The sequence below is a fragment of the Marinimicrobium agarilyticum DSM 16975 genome, from assembly GCF_000423345.1.
In the GTDB taxonomy this organism is placed as follows: Bacteria; Pseudomonadota; Gammaproteobacteria; order Pseudomonadales; family Cellvibrionaceae; genus Marinimicrobium; species Marinimicrobium agarilyticum.
In genome coordinates, this window is sequence record NZ_AUHU01000005.1 from 440433 (window position 1) to 458963 (window position 18531).

The window sequence follows — 18531 nt, forward strand, 5'->3', positions numbered from 1 at the left end:
CACCATTCTACTGAAAATGGGGCACTTTTTGGGAGAATTTTCCCGATAGTGTTGATAGCTTCCCGTTATGTTTCCACCAGCAGCAACCGTCTTCCGGTCTGCAGCAGCGGGAAGTAGAGCGCCGTTTTGATCGGGCGTTGTTCCCCCAGGTCTCTCAATGCCTTCGCGTAGCGCGCCAATTGCCCCCGGTAGAGGTCGGCCTCGCCGGTGAGAAAAGCGTCCGGCGACTGTCCCGCCTCGGGTTGGCTGCTCTTGTAATCAATGATCCAGCGCACCTCGTCCTCCACAAACGCGCGGTCGATCACCGATTCCTGCACGGCGTTGCCCATCTGGTGGTGAATGGCCCATTCGCATCGACTGTCCTCGTGCCGGGGGTCAATCACCCATCGGCCGTCCGGGTCGCCAAACGTTTGTTGCAGGCCCTGGTGAATATGGTTCAGGGCATCTGAAATCGCCTCGGGCTCCCAGCCCATCTGTCGCAGCTGCAGGCGCCAGAAGGGCCGTTGCTGTTCCGCCCAGGACTCGGACCACTCGGTCAGCCCCTGCTCGGTCAGGCGTTGCAGTTGGTTGTGCAACACCGTGCCGGTGTGACGTGCCAGACGCGCCCTGGGGGTTTCGCGCTCGGGCAGGTTCTCTTCGTCGTCGAACTCTTTGCCTCGATAGGCCGCCAGGACCTGGATATCGTCCAGTGCGGGCGCCTGCCAATCCGTGGGCAGGCGCAACAGATGTTGCAGGCCGGGCCGAGCATCGGCGGGCGCCTCATCGGTTGAAACCGGGGTCGGGACCGACGCGGGGGCCGGGCTCATCTGGCCCTGGACGGGCTCCCAGATGGTTCGCAGTAGCGAGCCCTGACGCGGTGAGCGCGGTTTGCCCGAGCGCGGGTCGAGGGTAATGCAGGCCAGCAGGTGCAGGCGCTTGATGGCGCGGGTGCAGCCCACATAGAGCAGGCGGGTGGCCTCGTAGGCATCCCTGAGTTTGGCCTCGGCGCGCATGAACTGATAAAGCGGGTCAGCATCGGCTCCGGCGGGGGCGAGCGGGCCGAGCAGCAACTGTCGCTCCCCCTCGCGACTGATCCGCTGCTGCCAGAGCAACAGTTCTTTGTCGTCATTGCTGCTGGCCCGGTCCAGGCCGGGGATGATCACGGTGTCGAACTCCAGGCCCTTGGATTTGTGCAGCGTCATCACCTGCAGGCGGGGGTCCGCGTCCGCTCTCGGGGCGGCGAACAGACTCGCTACGCCACGCTCGAAGGTCTCCCAGTCTTTCAAACCGCCGCCGGACTGGTGTCGCTCCAGCAGATTGAAGTAGCTGGGAATATCCTGGGCATCGCCCGGGTCGGCCAGCAGCGCGGGGCCTCCCAGCGCCAGCCAGATGCCCTCCAGCCATTGTCGCAACGGCTTTCGCTGGCGCTCGCGCCAGGCGGGTTCGAGTACTGACATCAGCCGCTGCAGAGACTGTCGGCCGACTTCACTGAGCCCTTCAATGCGGTCTCGCTGGCGCAACTGTTGCCAGATCACGGGCCAACCGTGGCGGGGGCGGGGGTTGTCCTCCGACGGGTCGGCATTGATCAGGGTGTGCAGGTCGTGCAGGTCCAGGCCACACCAGGGCGCGCGAAGAATCGACAGCCAGGCAATCCGGTCGTCCAGGTTCAGCAGGGCCCGGGTCAGAGACATCAGATCGACAATGGCCATGCGGCTGGCCAGCCGGTCAATCTCTGTGGCCTGCCAGTGCAAACCGCGGCGGGCGAGGGCGGGCAGAATCCACTGCAGGTGCGGGCGGCTACGTACCAGAATGGCCACCGTTCCCCCGGGGTCCGTCTCCAGGCTTTGCTGGGCCAGTTCAGCGACGGAGTCCGCCTCCTGCATTTGCGCCAGGGTTTTATCGGGGTTGGCTTCCGGGTTGAGCGCATCGCTGTCGGCCTCCTCGTTGTCGCTCTGGTGGAGGCAACCGTAGAACTGGACGGCCTCGCCTTCGAGCGGAGCGTTGAACGCGATCGAGGGCGAGTAGCGCACCGCGCCGCGCCCGATGTCATCCCGGGCCGGAAAGGCCTGTTGGAAAATTTCATTGACCCAGCGCACCACCTCGGTCTGGGAGCGGAAGTTCACCGTCAGGTCGAGTGCGCTCATGGGGACCTGGCCGATGCCATGCTCGCGGGCATCGAGGAACAGCCCCACGTTGGCGTCCCGGAAGCCGTAACAGGATTGCATGCCATCGCCCACAATAAACAGGGTGCGGCCGTCGTCCGGCTGCCAACCGGCGGTGAGTTTTTCCAGCAGTTGCAATTGGGGGGCGGCGGTATCCTGGAACTCGTCCACCAGAATATGCCGGATGCGATAGTCGAGCTTCAGGGCAATGTCGGTGGGGTTCTGTTCATCGCCCAGGGCAAAGCTCGCCGCCTGGGCGATGGCGCCGTAGTCAGTGGCCCCCAGACGCTTGAACACCAGCGTCAGCTCGGCGCTCAGCAGTGGCAGCAAGCGGGTCAGGCTGTCCAGCAGGCGCCACTGCGGGCCCGTGTAGGTTGCCGGTGGCAGTTGTCTCACGGCGTGCAGTTGCTCGGCCAAATCCGGGGTTTCTTCCTCCAGCAGGGCCACCAGCTCCTGGTAGCGGGCCTTCAGGCTGGCGCCGGCCTTACCGGCCGGGAAGCCTTCTTTTTTGGTGAGCCGTTTTCGCCATTCTCCCTTGGCGGTCAGCATCAGCTCCGCCAGCGCGGCCCATTGGCCCATCGATTCGGGCGAATTTTCTGGAAGTTCGGCGAGGCCCCCAAGCGCAAGGATCGGGCTTTCCGGGTTGTCTTCCGCGACATTGGCGGCGGCCTGATCGGCCAGGGCGCAAAGCTCGCTGGCGTGATAGCCAATGCCTTCGGCCACACGCTCCAGCTGTTCGGTAATGACGCTGTGCAGCACCGCCTCCAGGTAGTCCCGGGCATGGGCCTGCTGGGCTTCGAGCATGACGCCGAGCCACTGGTCCCGCTTTGCCAGCAGGCGCATCAGTAGCGATTCCACCGCCGTCAGGTTGCTGTCCAGGTGCCGCAGGAGACGCTTGAGATCCTCCCGCAGGTCCGCGTCGGTTTCGAGTCGTCCCAGGAACTGCCGGACGGCTTCCCGGTAGGCCAGCTCCGGCGCGTCCAGCGTATCCGGTTGCGCCCCTAATTGACTGTCCAGAGGGAGCTGACGGGTAATCGAGCGACAGAGACTGTCGATGGTCTGGATGCGCAAGCGCTGGGGGCTCAGAAGCAGCTGCCACTGTTGGGCCCGGTCCCGTTCGAGCACCGCCTGGGCGAGGCGCCAGGTTCGGCGGGCGTGGGGGTTCTCCGGTTCGGGCTCCTCCCGGGCCTGGCGCAGGGCGGCCATGATCCGGTCCTGCATTTCGCCAGCGGCCTTGCGGGTAAAGGTAATCGCCAGCACTTCCTCGGGGTGGTCGCAGCCGGCGAGCAGGGTGAGCACCCGCTGGGTCAACAGACCGGTCTTGCCCGAGCCGGCGGGCGCCGCCACGGCGAAGGAGCGGGTCGGGTCCAGAGCCTCCTGGCGGGCCTCAAGATCGGGCGGGGCGTCGGGGCTGAAAGCGTTGTGGGGCAGTTGATCCAGGGTCATGCTTTACCCCCCTCAAGATCGGCGGGGTTAGCGAGCAGGCGGCTGATAGTGTCTTTCTCCAGAATCCGGTTCAGGGGAATCAGGTCGGCGCTGTAGCGCTGGGCCTTGGCGTCCTTGAAGTCGACCCGGGCGTCGCCTTGAATAAAGGCGTGAGCGAGCTCGGAAAGCACCGTTTGCCATTCGCCCTGCTGGGCGTCCCAATCATCGACTGGCTGCAGTCCCGACAAGGGCGTACTCAGGGCCCCCAGCCCGATCCACTGCAGCGCTTTCGGATTGAGCTGGGCAAAGGCGACGCCGTGGACCGACTCTGGATCGGTGACCGTATAGAGCGGCAGTTGGGGCTCCTCGGGGCGTTCCCCCAACCACTGTCGAGCGTTGAGGTCGGCCCCGGTTTTATAGTCGATCAACAACCGCTCGCCGTTTTCCAGCTCGTCGATCCGGTCGATAAACAGCGTCAGGGTCAGGCCCTGAAACGTGATCTGGCGACGCTCCTCCGTGGCCAGGACGCGGAAGGGCGGGCGATCTTTTTCCAGCGTCAGCCAGCGGTGAACCATGTCGCTCAATCGTTCCTGCTCCAGGGCGCAGTACTCCGGTCCCAGCTCCTTCGGTCGGCGCTGGCGAATCGGCGCCAGGGTGCGCTCGCACAGTTCGTTGATCATGGCTGATAGCGCGGTTTCCTCCATGGCGTGCAGCGCATGAGAGTCTCCCAGGGTTTTCCAGAGGCTCGCGAGCACCCCGTGCAGCAGGGTGCCGCGCTCGGCGGGGGACAACCCCATAACCGGGCGATCCGGGGCCCGGGCGCCCAGGCGCAGTTGGGCGAAGGCGTTAAAGGGGCAGGCGGCCTGGGCCTTGAACAGCGAGCTGCCGCCGGGGGCCTTGTCGTCCGTGGCGAACGCCGGGCCATTGGCGCAAGGCACCAGTGTCAGGGCGCGCTCCTGCGTCAGGGCCTGCTCAAAACGGGTTCGGGCACCGTGTTGCGCTGAGAGTACGGCCTCAAGCGGCGTCTCGGGGAGGTCCCGGATCAACGGGCTGGGGGAAAGGTGTCCCTGCTCGTCGCTGTCCGGCGCGCTGAAAATGACCTCTTCGGCGCACTGTTGGTAGTGTCGGGTCAGGCTACTGGCATATTGCAGTTCCCGTTCGGCGCTGGCGTGGGGCATCTGCCGATCCCGTTGCAACTCCAGTGGCAGCAGTGGATTGGGGGCCGGCACCGGAGGCCACTGGCGTTGGTGCAGCCCGACGACCCAGCAGTGGCTGAAGCGCAGCCCCGCGCCCTCGAGTGCCCCCAGGATCTGTACCGGTGAATCCGGTGTTTGTGCCTGGAAAGGCGTCTGTTGGGCGAGCTGGGCCAACTGTCCGAGGGCCTGGCTGAGGGTCATGTCGGTACCCGTGGCTTCCAGAGCGGAAAACGCCTCGAGCAGTTCATGCCACAGGCCCATCTGCTGGTACTCCTGACTGTCCAGGCGACGGGTGCCGGGCCAGCCGAGGGTGTCCAGCTGCGTCTGGAAGGCTTGCGCCCACTGCCGCGCACTGGTCACCGCGGGTAGCCGTCGGCGCTGTTCGTCCAGTAGCTGCAGGCGTTTGATCGGTGCTTGGCCGTCCGGCTCCTGGGCGTTGGCATTCTCTGGCGCCATCCGCTCGGCCAGCGCCTGGCCGTGATAGCGCAAATCGCTGCCGCTGATCTCAAATTTTCCCAGCTCGCGCAGGCGGGCCACCAGTTGGGTGCGCCATACCAGCTCGGTGTCGAGGTCGCCCCAAAAGGGGTTCTGCAGCAAGGTGCAGAGGTCGTTCAGGGGCCATTGTTCGCGCAACAGACTCAGCAGTGACAGGGCACTCTGAATCAGGGCGGTGGAGCCCAGCGGAACCCCGGCGGAGAAGTTGAAGGGCAGGGTATAGCGCGGCCGGTCCGGCAGGATCGCCGTGGGCTCGAACACGTCCGCGAACACCCGTTCCACTTGATCGCGTCGCTGACCGAGGTCCGGAACAATAATGCCGATCACCGCTTCGGGGTCCGCCTGCAACTGCTCAAGGCTCCAAAGGGCCGCCGTTCTCAGTTCGGTTTCGGTGTCGGGCAGGGAAACCCGTCGGCAACGAGCTTCCTGGGCGCCTCCGGGGACGAGTTGTCGGGCTTCGGCGCTGGCGGCATCGATAATACGCTGGTGCAGCGGCGGCAGGGCATCAAACCCCAGAAGCCAGAGCCGGGGCAGGCGAGCCAAGGCCCCGTTCTCGAAAGCCCGGGCGATGATGGTGTGCGCCGCTTCCGGGGCCATGAGTTGTCGGTTGGCGAGGCGTTGTTCAAACGGCTCCAGCCAACCCAGGAAACTCCGAGTATTGCTGTTGAGGTAAGGGTCCTCCCGCAGGGACGATGGCTCCACCTGCCAGAGTGTCAGACTGCGCAGGGCCCCGTCCGCCTGCTGGGCCAACGGGTCGAGTTGCAGTAACGCCTGAGTATCCTCGGCCTGGCCGATGATCTGCTCCCAGATCCATTGGCGCTGGTGGCGGTTGGCCAGGGCACGGTCACAACCGGGGTGGCCCCGTTCCACCAGTGCCTGCCACTGGAGGTCGAGCCAACGGTTCAATGGCCATACGCGGGGTGCGCTCCAGGCACGCCGTCCGCGACTTTTCTGATACTGACTCCAGGCCTTGAGCAGATGCCGCCGCAATCGGTCATTGGCGGTAAGAATGGGCTCGTCGGCTTCCAGTGCGGGGATCAGGGGTTCCAGGTCAAACAGAGAGGTCGCCATGGTGCTCCGTCGGGTGGCTTATCGGGAATGATGAAAGAGCAAGAATAGCATGAGCGGAGGGCGGCTTCAGGCACTTCAAAATAAAGATTGATGTGCCAATTTGTATGCTAGGCTTACCAGAGCAGTGAAAAAAATCAAAGAGCGCCCGCTCAGCTTGGGGAGGGAACGGCCCGCTTGAGGTACTTCAATGCCGTGGATTAAATCAATCAACACGAAGCTGTTGATGATCGTGGTCCTGTTTGCGGCCATCAGCGGCTTGTTGATCGGCACGTGGCAGGGCGCCAAGGAATCTCAGCGACTCCAGCAGCGTTATGACGACCGTCTGCAGGCACTGGGAGAGCGCTATCGCGACCGGCTGGCCAGCGAGATGTCGGCCCGTCAGGATTTGCTGAGCGCGGCCCGCGACGCTCTTGCAGATTCAATAATCCGAAACGCCGATCGGGACCTGCCCGTGGACTTCGGCGTCCGGCGGGACCCGGATGGGGCGGTTCGCGAATACCTGGGTGGGTCCGGCGTTTTTATTCACCAGGATACAACCATTGGTCCCGAAATCCGCCACTTGGTCTACCACACCAACAGCACTTGGCTGAATATCGAGCCACTGCTCAAGTCCCAGTTCAGCGCTTTCTATTTTATTACCAAAGATCGGGTCAGCCGAATCTGGCCGGCGAGCCTGGTGTCGGGCCATAAACCCGACCACGATGTCACCGAAGAAATCTTCTACACCCTGGCCGAACCCGCCAACAACCCCGAGCGAAAGCCGCGCTGGACACCGGTTTATTTTGATTACTACTCTCAGACCTGGACTACCTCGTTATTGGTACCCATGTATATTGACGATGACTTTGTCGGCGTTGTCGGGGCGGACCTGCGGATGGCCTTTCTGTTCAAACAGCTCAAGCAGATGGAAGGGGATTTCAAATCTCTCGAGGGGTTCATCTTCAGCAGAGAGGGCGAACTGATTGTCCATGGTTCTCAGTCTGGTGAGGTCTCGGTCGATAACGGATTGGAGCACTATAAGATGTTCAATCCAAGGGACAATGTCGGTTCCGGAATGCGACAGTTTATCGACTCGGTCCTGTCCGAATCTATTGCTCCCGGCAAGGTGCAGCGTCGGACACTGCGGGAGCAGCGCCAGCACGTTACCTACCAGCCATTGCCTGAGCTGGGGTGGTATGTGGGTCTGCACTACCCGCAGCGGCTGGTGGACGAAGAATACGCCGACATTATGGGAGTCATCTACCAGAACATTATCGGTATGCTGCTGTTTTTGGCGGTGGGGCTTTACTACGGTCTTAAGTGGGTGGTTACCCACCGGATACAGACACTGGCCTCGGTGACCGAGCGTATTGGAGCGGATCAGTGGTCTCTGCGCGTACCGGAGAGCGGCAGGGATGAAATCAGCCAACTGGCCCGCGGCATCAATCGGATGTTGGAAAAAATCAACGAGTTGTTCCGGGGATTGAATCACAGCATCCAGGATATGGAACGCCTCGCGTATTATGACCAACTCACGGGGCTGGAGAATCGATTGCTTTTCAAAGAGCAATTGCGTACCGCCTTGTACTCCACTTTGCGGGACCAGCAGCACCTGGCCTTGTTGTACCTGGATCTCGACCACTTCAAAGACATCAACGACAGCCTGGGCCATGAAGCGGGCGACCAACTGCTGGTGGAGGTGGCGAATCGCCTGCGAGGCTGCCTGCGGGATGAAGACTCGGTCGCCCGCCTCGGGGGCGATGAATTTGCGGTGTTGCTGCGTCATGTGGGTGAGGCACGATACGCATCGGTTGTGGCGGAAAAAATTATCGAAACGCTGCGCCGGCCGATCGTGCTGAACGCTCAGGAAGTCATTGTCGGGACCAGCATCGGTATTACCCTGGCCCCCGACGACAGCTCCGAAATCGATATCCTGATGCGCAATGCGGACCTGGCCATGTATCAGGCCAAATACCAGGGCCGCAATATTTACCGGTTCTACACGCCGGGGCTTAACACCCAGGTCGAGCAACGTCTGCGTCTGGAGCGGGAGCTACGGGGGGCGATTACCGCTCAGGAGTTTGAACTCTTTTATCAGCCCCAGCTCGATATGGTCACAAGGAAGATGGTCGGAATTGAAGCGCTGCTTCGGTGGCGGCATCCGAAGCGCGGACTGGTCTCGCCGGATGAATTCATTCCCGCCGCCGAGGAGTCGGGGCTGATTGTTCCCATTGGCAAGTGGGTCCTGCAGGCGGCCTGCCAGCAGGCAAAGAGTCTGCAGAAGTCCGGCTTCAGGGACATCAAAGTCTCCATCAATGTTTCCACACGCCAGCTCAATGACCTGAAGTTTGTCGACGACCTGAAAAGTGTGATCGCCGAGATCGGCGTCGAACCGGAGCAACTGGTGCTGGAGGTGACTGAAAGCACTTTGATGGCCGACGCCGAGGTAGCGTTGAAGCATCTCCATGCAGTGCGGGAGATTGGTGTTGGCCTGGCCATCGATGACTTCGGTACCGGTTATTCATCGCTGAGTTACCTGAAACGACTGCCGGTCAATTGGCTGAAAATAGATCGAAGTTTCGTGCAGCAATTGCCCGACAACGAAGAAGACCAGGCCATTACCACGTTGATTGTGGCGATGGCCAACAGCCTGAATTATAAAGTGGTAGTGGAAGGCGTAGAGACTGAACCGCAGTTTGGTTTCCTGCAGCAGTGTGGTTGCCACTACGGGCAAGGTTTTTACTTCAGCAGGCCCCTCCCGGTAGAGCAGCTTATGCTGCTGTTATTTGAAATGCGTGGTCATTAACAACAATACTCGACTTCGGTTCTTATGACTAAGAGCGAATTCTGGTAAAGGATTGGCAACACTTTCCAAACAGATCACACTTTCTGTCGCGAGAGTGTGGCAGAATCTTACGCGCTTTTTAATGCTACCGAACCGACAAGGAACACAAGGACTGCCCGTCATGCCCCTATCTATGTCTCTCCAACGCATCTTGGCCTCCCTGGTCGTTGTCCGGCTGACGGTTGGGAAAGTGTGCCCTCGGCTACCCATAGCCACCGGAGCGTAAGGAGGGTGGTATGACCCAAATAGGAGAAGGCGTCGCCATCGGCGCCGGCAAGGACCCAAAAGGCTTCGAGCTCGACGATAACCACTGGCTTGAGCTTGACTACCTCTACCAAAACGGTACTCCGCTCTACGGCACCTATCGGGCCACCGACAACGAGGGCATGGAGTGGAATGGCCGCGTGAACGATCAGGGCCAGGTCTGCCTGGCCGGCTTACCCGACGGCAAGGTTCAGGTGGACCTGCTGCCCGAAACCAGTGATGAGAAGGCACTTAAAGCCACTCGCCGGGCCATCCAGAAAGTCCTAGACCAGATCATCGCCGACCAGAAAGCCGAGGCCGAAGAGTACGAGCGGGACCTGGAAAACCTGGGCGGCCCCCGTCGGGTCTACCAACATATCCATAAAGTCGGCGACTCCGTCTGGAATGCCGCGCTCGGTGTGGTTGAGCTGGCCGAAACCGCCACCCACAAGCTCATCGAAATCTCCAATTTTCTACACCCGGTCAACTTACTCGGTGACCAACTCAAAGCCGCCTATAAAAGCTATCAGGACGGAGAACTCACACGGGAGCAGTGGTACGACAGCATCAACCAGAACCTCAAGGAGGAACACCAGAAAGACCTCGCCCGCATTTTCGGCATAGAGCCCGATGACCTGAGCAAAGAGCGCCTTCAGGAGCTGATGGCCCTTATCGCGGAAGCCTACGACGTTGCAGCGTTCATCGCCGACGACGCAGAGACCCAAACCATGCTCAAACAGTTCGCGAAAGACCTGGCCGCGACACAACACAGCATGGAATGGGCCGGGTTCGCGGGGGCTGCCGTATTTGAGCTGGTTCTGGCCGCGCTGCTGGCCGTCTTCACGACCGGAATTGGCACCGCCGCCCAGGCCGGTATCAAACTGCGTCACGCGGCCGAAATGCGCAAACTGACGCCGTTGTTTAGAAAGCTCGCTGAACAGCTACGGAGTAAGAAACTCAACAAGCAGGTAGATGTGCCGGTGGACACACCCACCACCACTAAAACCGATCAACCTGAGATTATTGATCTCAAACCAGCACAGCCCGGTTTCTACTCGCCACACCCGGATGTAGACCATCCCAAAACCGGTGACCGTATACATAGGAGAGAGCACACCGACGGCCATGCAAGGGATCCATATACTCTTCAAGATGATGGGAAGCCTATGGGTGCAGAAATGGGGCAGATGCCAAAAAACCTCTACGGAATGGAGGAATTGCCTGTTGATCATGATGCTCACGTTGAGCAAGGTTGGCCAACGCTAAACTATAACAACCACGAAACGTTTAACACATTCACCGTCGCAAAACCCGTAGAACTTTCCAAGGGTACCAAAATATATCGAATAGTAGACGAGACGGCTAGTGACGCTGGCGGGTTTTGGGCTTACGACTTGCCCGCCAGCAAGACCGAATGGCGCAAAGAGTTTGCGGTAAAAGACAGCTGGAACGATAATGGTTACTACGTGGAACACGTGGTTGGAGAAGAAGGGTTGAAGGTCTGGGAAGGGCCAGCTGCGGGACAGCGCTACAAAAAAGGCCCGGAAGGGAATAGCTTCTATTTGAGTGGAGGAGGAACCCAGCTGTTTGTTACACCGAATTCGATAGAGACCTCATCACCTAAACTTACTGAATGGCCGGAGTTGTAAGGGTTATGGAAAAGGAAATAAAAAGGAGGCTGTTAAAGCGTAAATTCTCCAGCGTTGAGTACATGGAAGAGATGCGGGATTGGCATCAGAAGGCGATTGATGGCCTGCTGGAAGGGTTACGTAATTTTTACAGGTTCCCTCCCCAAAATGAAGACTGGCATAATTGGCACCCATCGGATTGGCCTGAGACCTGGGAAAAGAAAGTACTGACCAACCTGAGGGACATACAGAACAGCATAGATGACGGTATTGTTCGGGCCAAGAATGGTGATTCTAGTTATATTGACAGTGTGGCAGCGGAAATACACAGCATCTTTCGAAACATGGATGTGGTTAGTTGGAAATGGTGGGAATACATAAACTCGGAATACCGCAAACGTTTTGACGACAGTCTGGTGATGGCAAGTAAGACTGCCTCTAATATTATGAGAGAGCTATCTGACGCATGGAAAACTGAAGAGTCCATACTCAAGGAAGCCATCACGGGTCCTGTTGATGAGAGAGATCTAAAGCGCTATTTGAGGCCTGGAGAAAAGGCTTAACATTATTTCGGAGATTTTCTTTCAAAGAATGCCCTTAAAGACAGGAGACTATCTAAGGCGTGGTGACGTTTACATCGATTACCCTTATGAAGAAGTAATGTTTCGGACGGTTCGTGTAACTGGCGCTGTTTATAGAAGGTTCTATGGTGAGAAGGAAGGTCACGAAGAGATTCCTGAAAATAATAGACTGTTCAACGATACAATTCTTATTGGATACGAGATAACTGCAGAGGAATATGAAATAGATAATAAAGAATGGTGAAAAATACGCCAACGGTCAGCTATGATGTTATTGTGGCCTAAAAACTGAAGGATAATGCGCCAACTTCCAAACAGATCACACTTTCTGGAGCGAGAGTGTGGCACAATTCGGCGCTAACCGAATTTACCACTGACATGGAACACAAGGAGTGCACGTCATGCCCCTGCCTATGCTGCGCCAACTTACCCTGGCCTCACTGATCACCCTCGGACTGACCGCCTGTGGTGGGAGTGATAGCGGTCCCAATCCACCTCCCGCCAGCTCCAGTGCGGGGCAGTCCTCCAGCGCCGCCGCGTCCAGCTCAAGCGCCCCGGCGGATGTGGAGCCCGCCGAGTTCTCCTTTGAGCCACAGATCGACGTTGAACGTGGTGCCACCGTTACCAGCAACGCCATCAAGGTCGAAGATATCGACGCCCCGGCGTCAATCAGTGTCTCTGGCGGTCGCTACTCGATCAATGGTGACAGCGGCTATACTGAATCGGCAGGGGAAGTGGAAGAAGGCGACAGCGTCACCGTCCAACTGACCGCGCCAGAGGACTTCTCCACCGAAGCCTCCGCCAAGCTCACCATCGGTGGCGTGAGCGGTACCTTTACCGTGACCACGGAAGAGCGCGACACCACCCCGGATACCTTCAGCTTCGCGCCCTTGGACGATCAGGAACCGGAAGCCGAGGTCACCAGCGGTAGCGTCACCATTACCGGTATCAACGACGCGGCGCCAATCGCCGTCGAGAACGGCCTCTATGCCATCGACGGTGGCGACTTTACCGCCGAGGCCGGCAAGATTCAGGAAAACCAGAGTGTCGCCTTGCAAACCACCGTCCCGGCCGGTGCCGGCGCCACCCAAGAAGTGACTCTCGCCGTGGGCGGTGTGGCCGGTGTATGGGCTGTCAGTACCCCGGACGACACCGAACCGCCCGAAACGGCGTTTGTGTTCCCCACACCCATGACCGCGACCGAAGCCCCCACCGTTATTGTGCGTGGCACCGCCACTGATGAACTCAGCGCCGTTACCCGAGTGACCTTGCAGGTCACGAATGACAGCGGCACCAATGACCTAGACCTGGAAAGCGAAGACGAGTTCGCCACTTGGCAAAAAACGGTAACCCTTGTTGATGGAGAAAACACCATCACGCTGATTGCTGAGGATGAGGCAGGCAATGTACTTACTGAAGGCGAGAGTGTGACGGTAGTGAAGCAGTCACTGGAAGAACCGTTTCCTGACGCCAAGTTGCCTATTGAAGAGCCGCAAAAGCTGGTGTACGACGAGGTTCGGGAAAGGGTGCTGTTTGGCTCGATATCTGACATCGTCATTTACTCGGTCGATGTCAACACCGGTAAGCGCTCAGCTTTTTTCACCAAAGAGATGGCGCCCGAATTGAACCTCGGTTCAGCGAGAGGACTCGAGCTCATCCCTGCGGATAATAAGCTTTTAGCGTTGTTTAACAACGTAAGAAGCGAAGGGCCGGGAGTGCTAAGCATTGGCTTAGACCGCGAAGTAAAGTACGAGGTGTTATTGACCCGCGATAGCCATGCGGAAGGTAAACCCAATATAACGCGGCCTACCAGCCTCCGTCTGGACCCGACAAATAGTGAACGAGTTTTCATTTTAGATAATGGTGTGAAGTCAATGGTTTCGCTTAATCTAACTACTGGTGCAAGGACTCTTATATCGAATAACGATCCAGAGTACTCCGGGCCGTTTATGGCAGTTCCTCGTGATCTTTTGCTAGATTTGGACAACAACCGTGCCTTGGTGGCAGATGGGCTTTATTCTGAGGTTGGGGAATCATTATATTGGGTAGATCTGGATACCGGCAATCGGACGCTGTTGACTCAAGGTGTGCCAGAGGGCTCTACTGCGACCAGGGTTCGTTCTATCGCCACTGATGATATTGGGCAGCGGGTTTTTGGGGTGGAATGGGTCAGTCACGCGCTATGGTCGGTGGATACAGCCGGGGGGGGGTACACAATGATTTCTGGTCCGGGGTTGCCCCACGGCTTTAATGAATTGAACGCGCTTGATGGAGTAGCCCTGTCTGCCAACAATGAATATCTTATTGGTGTGGATAGCATTCTGAATGGTGTGTTTGTTATCGATCTAAAAACCGGTGAACGCGTTATTCTTAGTAAAAACTAAATGCCGGGGCTCGCGAAGGAGCCCTGCTCTAACTTCTTGCTCATCAAGACCGTAACAACCTATCGTTTTCTCAGGAGCCGGCAACGATGCCTAACAACTTGACCAGGGACCGTCTTCCTCTCGCTCGTCACTTTCGTCCTCGTTTGCTCTCCGCCGCCATTGTGGCGGCCGGTCAGGCACTGTACTCATTACCGGCCATGGCGGGCCCTGAAGGCGGTCAAGTCAGGGGTGGTGATGGCACCATTGAATACAACGGCAAAGTCACCACCATTGAGCAGTTAAGTGATCGACTGGCGGTGGACTGGGACAGCTTCGATGTCAGTGCCGATGAGGTTGTCAATTTCCAGCAACCGGGTGCGCAGTCCATTGCTCTGAATCGAATAATGGGCCACAACGGTTCCGAGATTCTTGGGCAGATCAATGCCAATGGCCGAGTGGTCCTGGTTAACCCACGTGGCATCGTGTTTGGCGAGGGCGCTCAGGTGAATGTGGGCGGTATGCTGGCCAGTGGGCTGGATATCGGTGTCGATGACTTTATGGCCGGTGACTTGGCCTTCTCGGCACTGGAAGGTGCCGAGGGCCGAGTCGTAAACCAGGGCCTCCTTCAGGCAGCCACCGGTGGTTCCATCACCCTGTTGGGAAAACAGGTCAGCAACGAAGGGTTAATCTCAGCCCATCTGGGTTCGATCAATCTGGCTGCGGGTAAAGAAGCGGTGGTGACTTTTGACCCGGACGGCCTGATGGGCGTGCGCGTCACCCGAGCTATGGTCCAGGACGAGCTGGGTGCCGAGGCGGCCCTGAGCAACAGCGGCACCCTGGAAGCTCAGGGGGGTCAAATTCTGCTCACCGCCAGTACCAGCCAGGAGATTTTCTCCCAAGCCGTCAACCGGGGCAATCACGAGCAGGCAAATAGCGTTGTTGTCCACGAGGATGGCAGTTTTACCTTGGGCGCCGGTGCGGATGTCGTCAATACCGGCCACCTTGACGTCTCCAGTGGGGCCCAGTCCGCAGGCGAAATCGCCGTGCTGGGTGAGAATATTACCCACAGCGGTGAAGCTAACGCCAGCGGCACCGGTCAAGCGGCTTCCGGCCATATCGAATTCCACGCCCAGGATACGGCGCTCCTGACCGGTAACGCCGTGCTCAGCGCTAACAGCCAATCTGGAAAAGGCGGCACCGTTAAAGTGCTGGGTTACAAGGTGGGCCTGATGGATGATTCCCTGCTGGATGCGTCCGGTAAGACTGGGGGTGGCGAGATTTTGCTGGGCGGGGATTACAAGGGCGGCAATGTCGCCATTCGCAACGCCTGGCGCACCTACGTTGGTCCCAGTGCTAGCTTGAAAGCGAACGCCCTGGAGACCGGCGACGGTGGCCGCATTATCGTTTGGGCCGATGATATTACTCGTTACTACGGCAGTTTGGAGGGCAAAGGAACAGGCGCTCTGGGTAAGGGCGGCTTTGCTGAGGTGTCGGGTAAAAGGCTGTTGGATTTTGACGGTAGGGCAAACCTCTCGGGTCTAGCGGGGGTGGGGACGCTGCTGCTGGATCCGCAAGATATTACTATTTTTCAAGGTAATCTTGGAGATGGAAACGATAGCGACGTAGATGGGATTGCCCAAGAAAACACAAACGAAACCAAAGTCCCCTTTGGTGAGAAGATTGGGACAAATAACGACAACAGCGCCAGGTTTACTTCGCTAAAAATTGTTACCTTACTTAAAGATTCTGACGTCGTCTTAGAGGCTACGCGCGATATCTTTGTAGAGTCCTCTATCGATGTGGCTGAGGGAGGTATCCCGAGTAACACGAATAATCTTACGCTAAAGGCTGGTGATGATATCCAGGTGGACAGCGAAAAAGTGATAAGCATGGGGGCGGGCGATATACGCTTTTATGCCGGTGTGGCTGGCTGTGGCGGAAGTTGCAGCTATGAAGACGGAGTAGATGATCCTAATAATAATTTGGTCGGCCGCAATATTGATATTCAGGGTGAACTCAACACGACCGGTAACATCGTCCTGAACGCTGCTGATAACGTCACCATAAATAAGGCGGTAGGTGGCTCAGGTTCTCCCTCCGCCGTCTCCATCCGTGCCGGTAACAATATCGATTTAGAAAATGGCGCCGCTATTACCACCGCAACCGGATCGTCCGGCGACGCCATCAGCTTATTCGCCAGCGACGCGTTGTTAACCAACGAAACCGGTTCAGATAACCATGTTCAATTGCAAGGGAGCGACTACAGCGAGGGAAACCTGATCACCCGAGGCGCACTCAATAGCAACGGCGGCAATATTTTCCTAAACGCGAGGGGCGCCATTGAGCTGCGGGCCAATGCGACGACCCTAGGCGGCGATTTCACCGTGGGCTCTGTTGTAAACGTCGATGGTACCGAGGTTGTACAAGGACCAACCCGCTTTTCTAGTAACTTCGATGTGGATGGCAACCCGGTTCTAATAGATGCAGGGACTTCCTCGAACGAACAGACGGGCGTAAATTCTGGCAATATTCTTATTTATACCTCTTTAGACGACGTCGGCGAAGGGGGGAGTGTTGATCTTGGCAGTTTCAGCATACAAATGGCTTATCTGGCGCTGGACGAAGTATCGACCGACGGAAGCTTGACTGGTGGGGACAGTGTCGGCTCCGTCACAGTGTCGGCCGCCGGTAACATTACGCTGAATGAAGAGTGGAACTTCAACGACAGTAACCCCAGAGGCTACAACGGAGAGGGCGGCGAAGCGTTGGGAACGGCTTCGCTCTCGTTGACCGCTGGCGGGGACATTTCCCTCAACGGAGGGATTTATGACGCCTACGCTGACGGGCGAGATTCGCTTAATATAACACTGACAGCAGGTGATGAAGGCACCATTACATTAGCCGATAACGTCTTTACGGCTGGGGGTAACTTTACGGCCTCAGCTTCTACTCTTACGCTGGGCGGCCGGGTTGATACTCGGAACGCGAATCAGAACGGTAACAACAACGGAGAGGCATACGGCGGTGGTGAGAACAATGACTGGGATGAAACCAGCGGGCAGGGTTGGACCACCGGCGGTAACATTACCCTAAACGTCGATAACGATCTTGAGGTTAAAGACCTCGTCACCATCCGTGATTGTCTGGAGTCGTTGTCCGGTATCTGCGAAGGGGATCTCACCATTTCTTCACGCTCCTCTGGGAGCAGTATTTCCATTACTCAATATGAAAGTAGCGGAAGTGAGGAAGATCGCTTCCTAGATATCAGTGGGGCCACCCATCTCGATTTGGGCTCGGGTGATGCAATACTGACCGCCGGCAATAACTTGCTAGGCGGTGACGTGACGATTACGTCCGCCAACGATGTGACGATCCGTCAGAATGGCGATATCTCGATAAACGTCGATTCGCTCACTGGCGCCCTCTCTGTCGATACCTCCGGTAAGCAAGGTGCCGCAGGTGGGAATATCACTGTCGCCACTGTTGAGCAACCAAGTTCAGACCACTTGACGTTGGGTCGAATAAACAGCAATGGTGGAGATGCGTTGAGCTCGGGACAAATTACCGAGCAAGCCGGTCAGTCCGGCGGGAAAATTACGGTGACGGCCGCCTCTATTACGCTGAATGGCGATGTCACCAGTAAGGGGACTGCCGAGGGAGGAACCGGCGCCGGCCATGGGGCCTCTGGCGCTATTACGTTTCAGGGCGATCTGGAGCTGACGCAAAGCTCGACCAGTATTGATGCGTCTAGCGAATCTGAACCAGAGGAGAATTCAGCGAACGTCACTTTTCAGAAAGACGTTTTTGGTGATGGCGTTACAACGAAGCCTGCGCTAGTTGTTAAAGGCGCTACGGTAACGTTTGGTGGCGAAATTGGCACCAATGTCCAGACTGAGGGCGACGATGTAGAATCCTCAGTTGGAACTGTCAGCGTTACTAGCTATGGGGACGTAATATTTAAAGGCAGCGCGCTCCCCAGTTTGGCGGCTGAAACCGCTACTGTCCATGTTGAGGGTTTGGCCAGTGCTGAACAGTCGCTTACAGCTTCCAATAGGTCGAACACTTGGAAACTCTACCAAAACGCGAGCGGTGAGGGTGACAGTAATACCCTGAACGACGTGATTACGTTCACCGGGTTTGACACGCTGAGCGGTGGCGACCAAGCGGATCACTTTGAAATTTTGACATCAGGCGCAGCTTACTCGCTCAATGGTGGGACTGGCGCGAATAAATTGACTGGTTTCTCCGACGCGGACAACCTTAATGAGTGGTCGGTGAGTGCCACAGGCGGATCGCTGCTCAACAGTGGGAAAACCGTCAGCTTTTCCAATATTCAAACGCTGATGGGCGGAGCCGGTGAAGGTGGAGACAGCCTAACAGGCCCGGATGATAACAACCGCTGGACGCTTGCCAGTGCCGGTAGCGGGGCTGTTCAGCAGGACGTCGAGGGCGAGACTGAGCCCGCCTATACCTATGACTTTGCCAATATGGAAACGCTGACCGGCAATGCAGGCAGCGACCACTTTGTGGTGACGGAGTCCGGGGTAAATTTCACCGTTGCGGG

General features: G+C 58.0%; 8 protein-coding genes. 6 read left to right on the forward strand and 2 right to left on the reverse strand.

Annotation, left to right across the window (positions count from 1 at the left end; genetic code table 11):
• Window positions 1-65: 65 nt before the first annotated feature.
• Together G547_RS0107135 and G547_RS20495 are read right to left on the reverse strand one after the other, a co-directional pair.
• On the reverse strand, window positions 66-3587 hold the full coding sequence (locus G547_RS0107135; protein WP_051234972.1) for a UvrD-helicase domain-containing protein: 3522 nt from the start codon (window positions 3585-3587) through the stop codon (window positions 66-68).
• Complete coding sequence (locus G547_RS20495) at window positions 3584-6328, reverse strand: PD-(D/E)XK nuclease family protein (RefSeq protein ID WP_051234974.1); 2745 nt, start codon at window positions 6326-6328, stop codon at window positions 3584-3586. The genes G547_RS0107135 and G547_RS20495 overlap by 4 nt, the downstream gene beginning before the upstream one ends.
• A 187-nt stretch (window positions 6329-6515) precedes the next feature.
• Between G547_RS20495 and G547_RS22570 the strand changes: the two genes are divergently transcribed.
• The 6 genes from G547_RS22570 to G547_RS0107170 all read left to right on the forward strand — a co-directional run.
• Entirely contained in the window at window positions 6516-9113 is a 2598-nt protein-coding gene (locus G547_RS22570; RefSeq protein WP_051234976.1) for a bifunctional diguanylate cyclase/phosphodiesterase, read from the forward strand.
• Between the two features lie 275 nt (window positions 9114-9388).
• Window positions 9389-11044 carry a hypothetical protein gene (locus tag G547_RS22575; RefSeq protein WP_051234978.1) on the forward strand — a complete coding sequence of 552 codons (1656 nt, stop codon included), beginning with the start codon at window positions 9389-9391 and terminating at the stop codon, window positions 11042-11044.
• A gap of 5 nt (window positions 11045-11049) precedes the next feature.
• Window positions 11050-11586, forward strand: coding sequence for a hypothetical protein (locus G547_RS0107155; protein ID WP_027329264.1), 537 nt, complete (start codon window positions 11050-11052; stop codon window positions 11584-11586).
• 28 nt (window positions 11587-11614) lie between these two features.
• Window positions 11615-11848, forward strand: a complete 234-nt coding sequence (locus G547_RS0107160; protein WP_027329265.1) for a hypothetical protein — start codon at window positions 11615-11617, stop codon at window positions 11846-11848.
• A 157-nt stretch (window positions 11849-12005) separates the two neighbouring features.
• Window positions 12006-13988, forward strand: a complete 1983-nt coding sequence (locus tag G547_RS0107165) for a hypothetical protein (RefSeq protein ID WP_027329266.1) — start codon at window positions 12006-12008, stop codon at window positions 13986-13988.
• Window positions 13989-14074: 86 nt separating this feature from the next.
• Window positions 14075-18531: two-partner secretion domain-containing protein (locus G547_RS0107170; RefSeq protein ID WP_027329267.1), on the forward strand; the 4457-nt coding region annotated here is incomplete at its 3' end.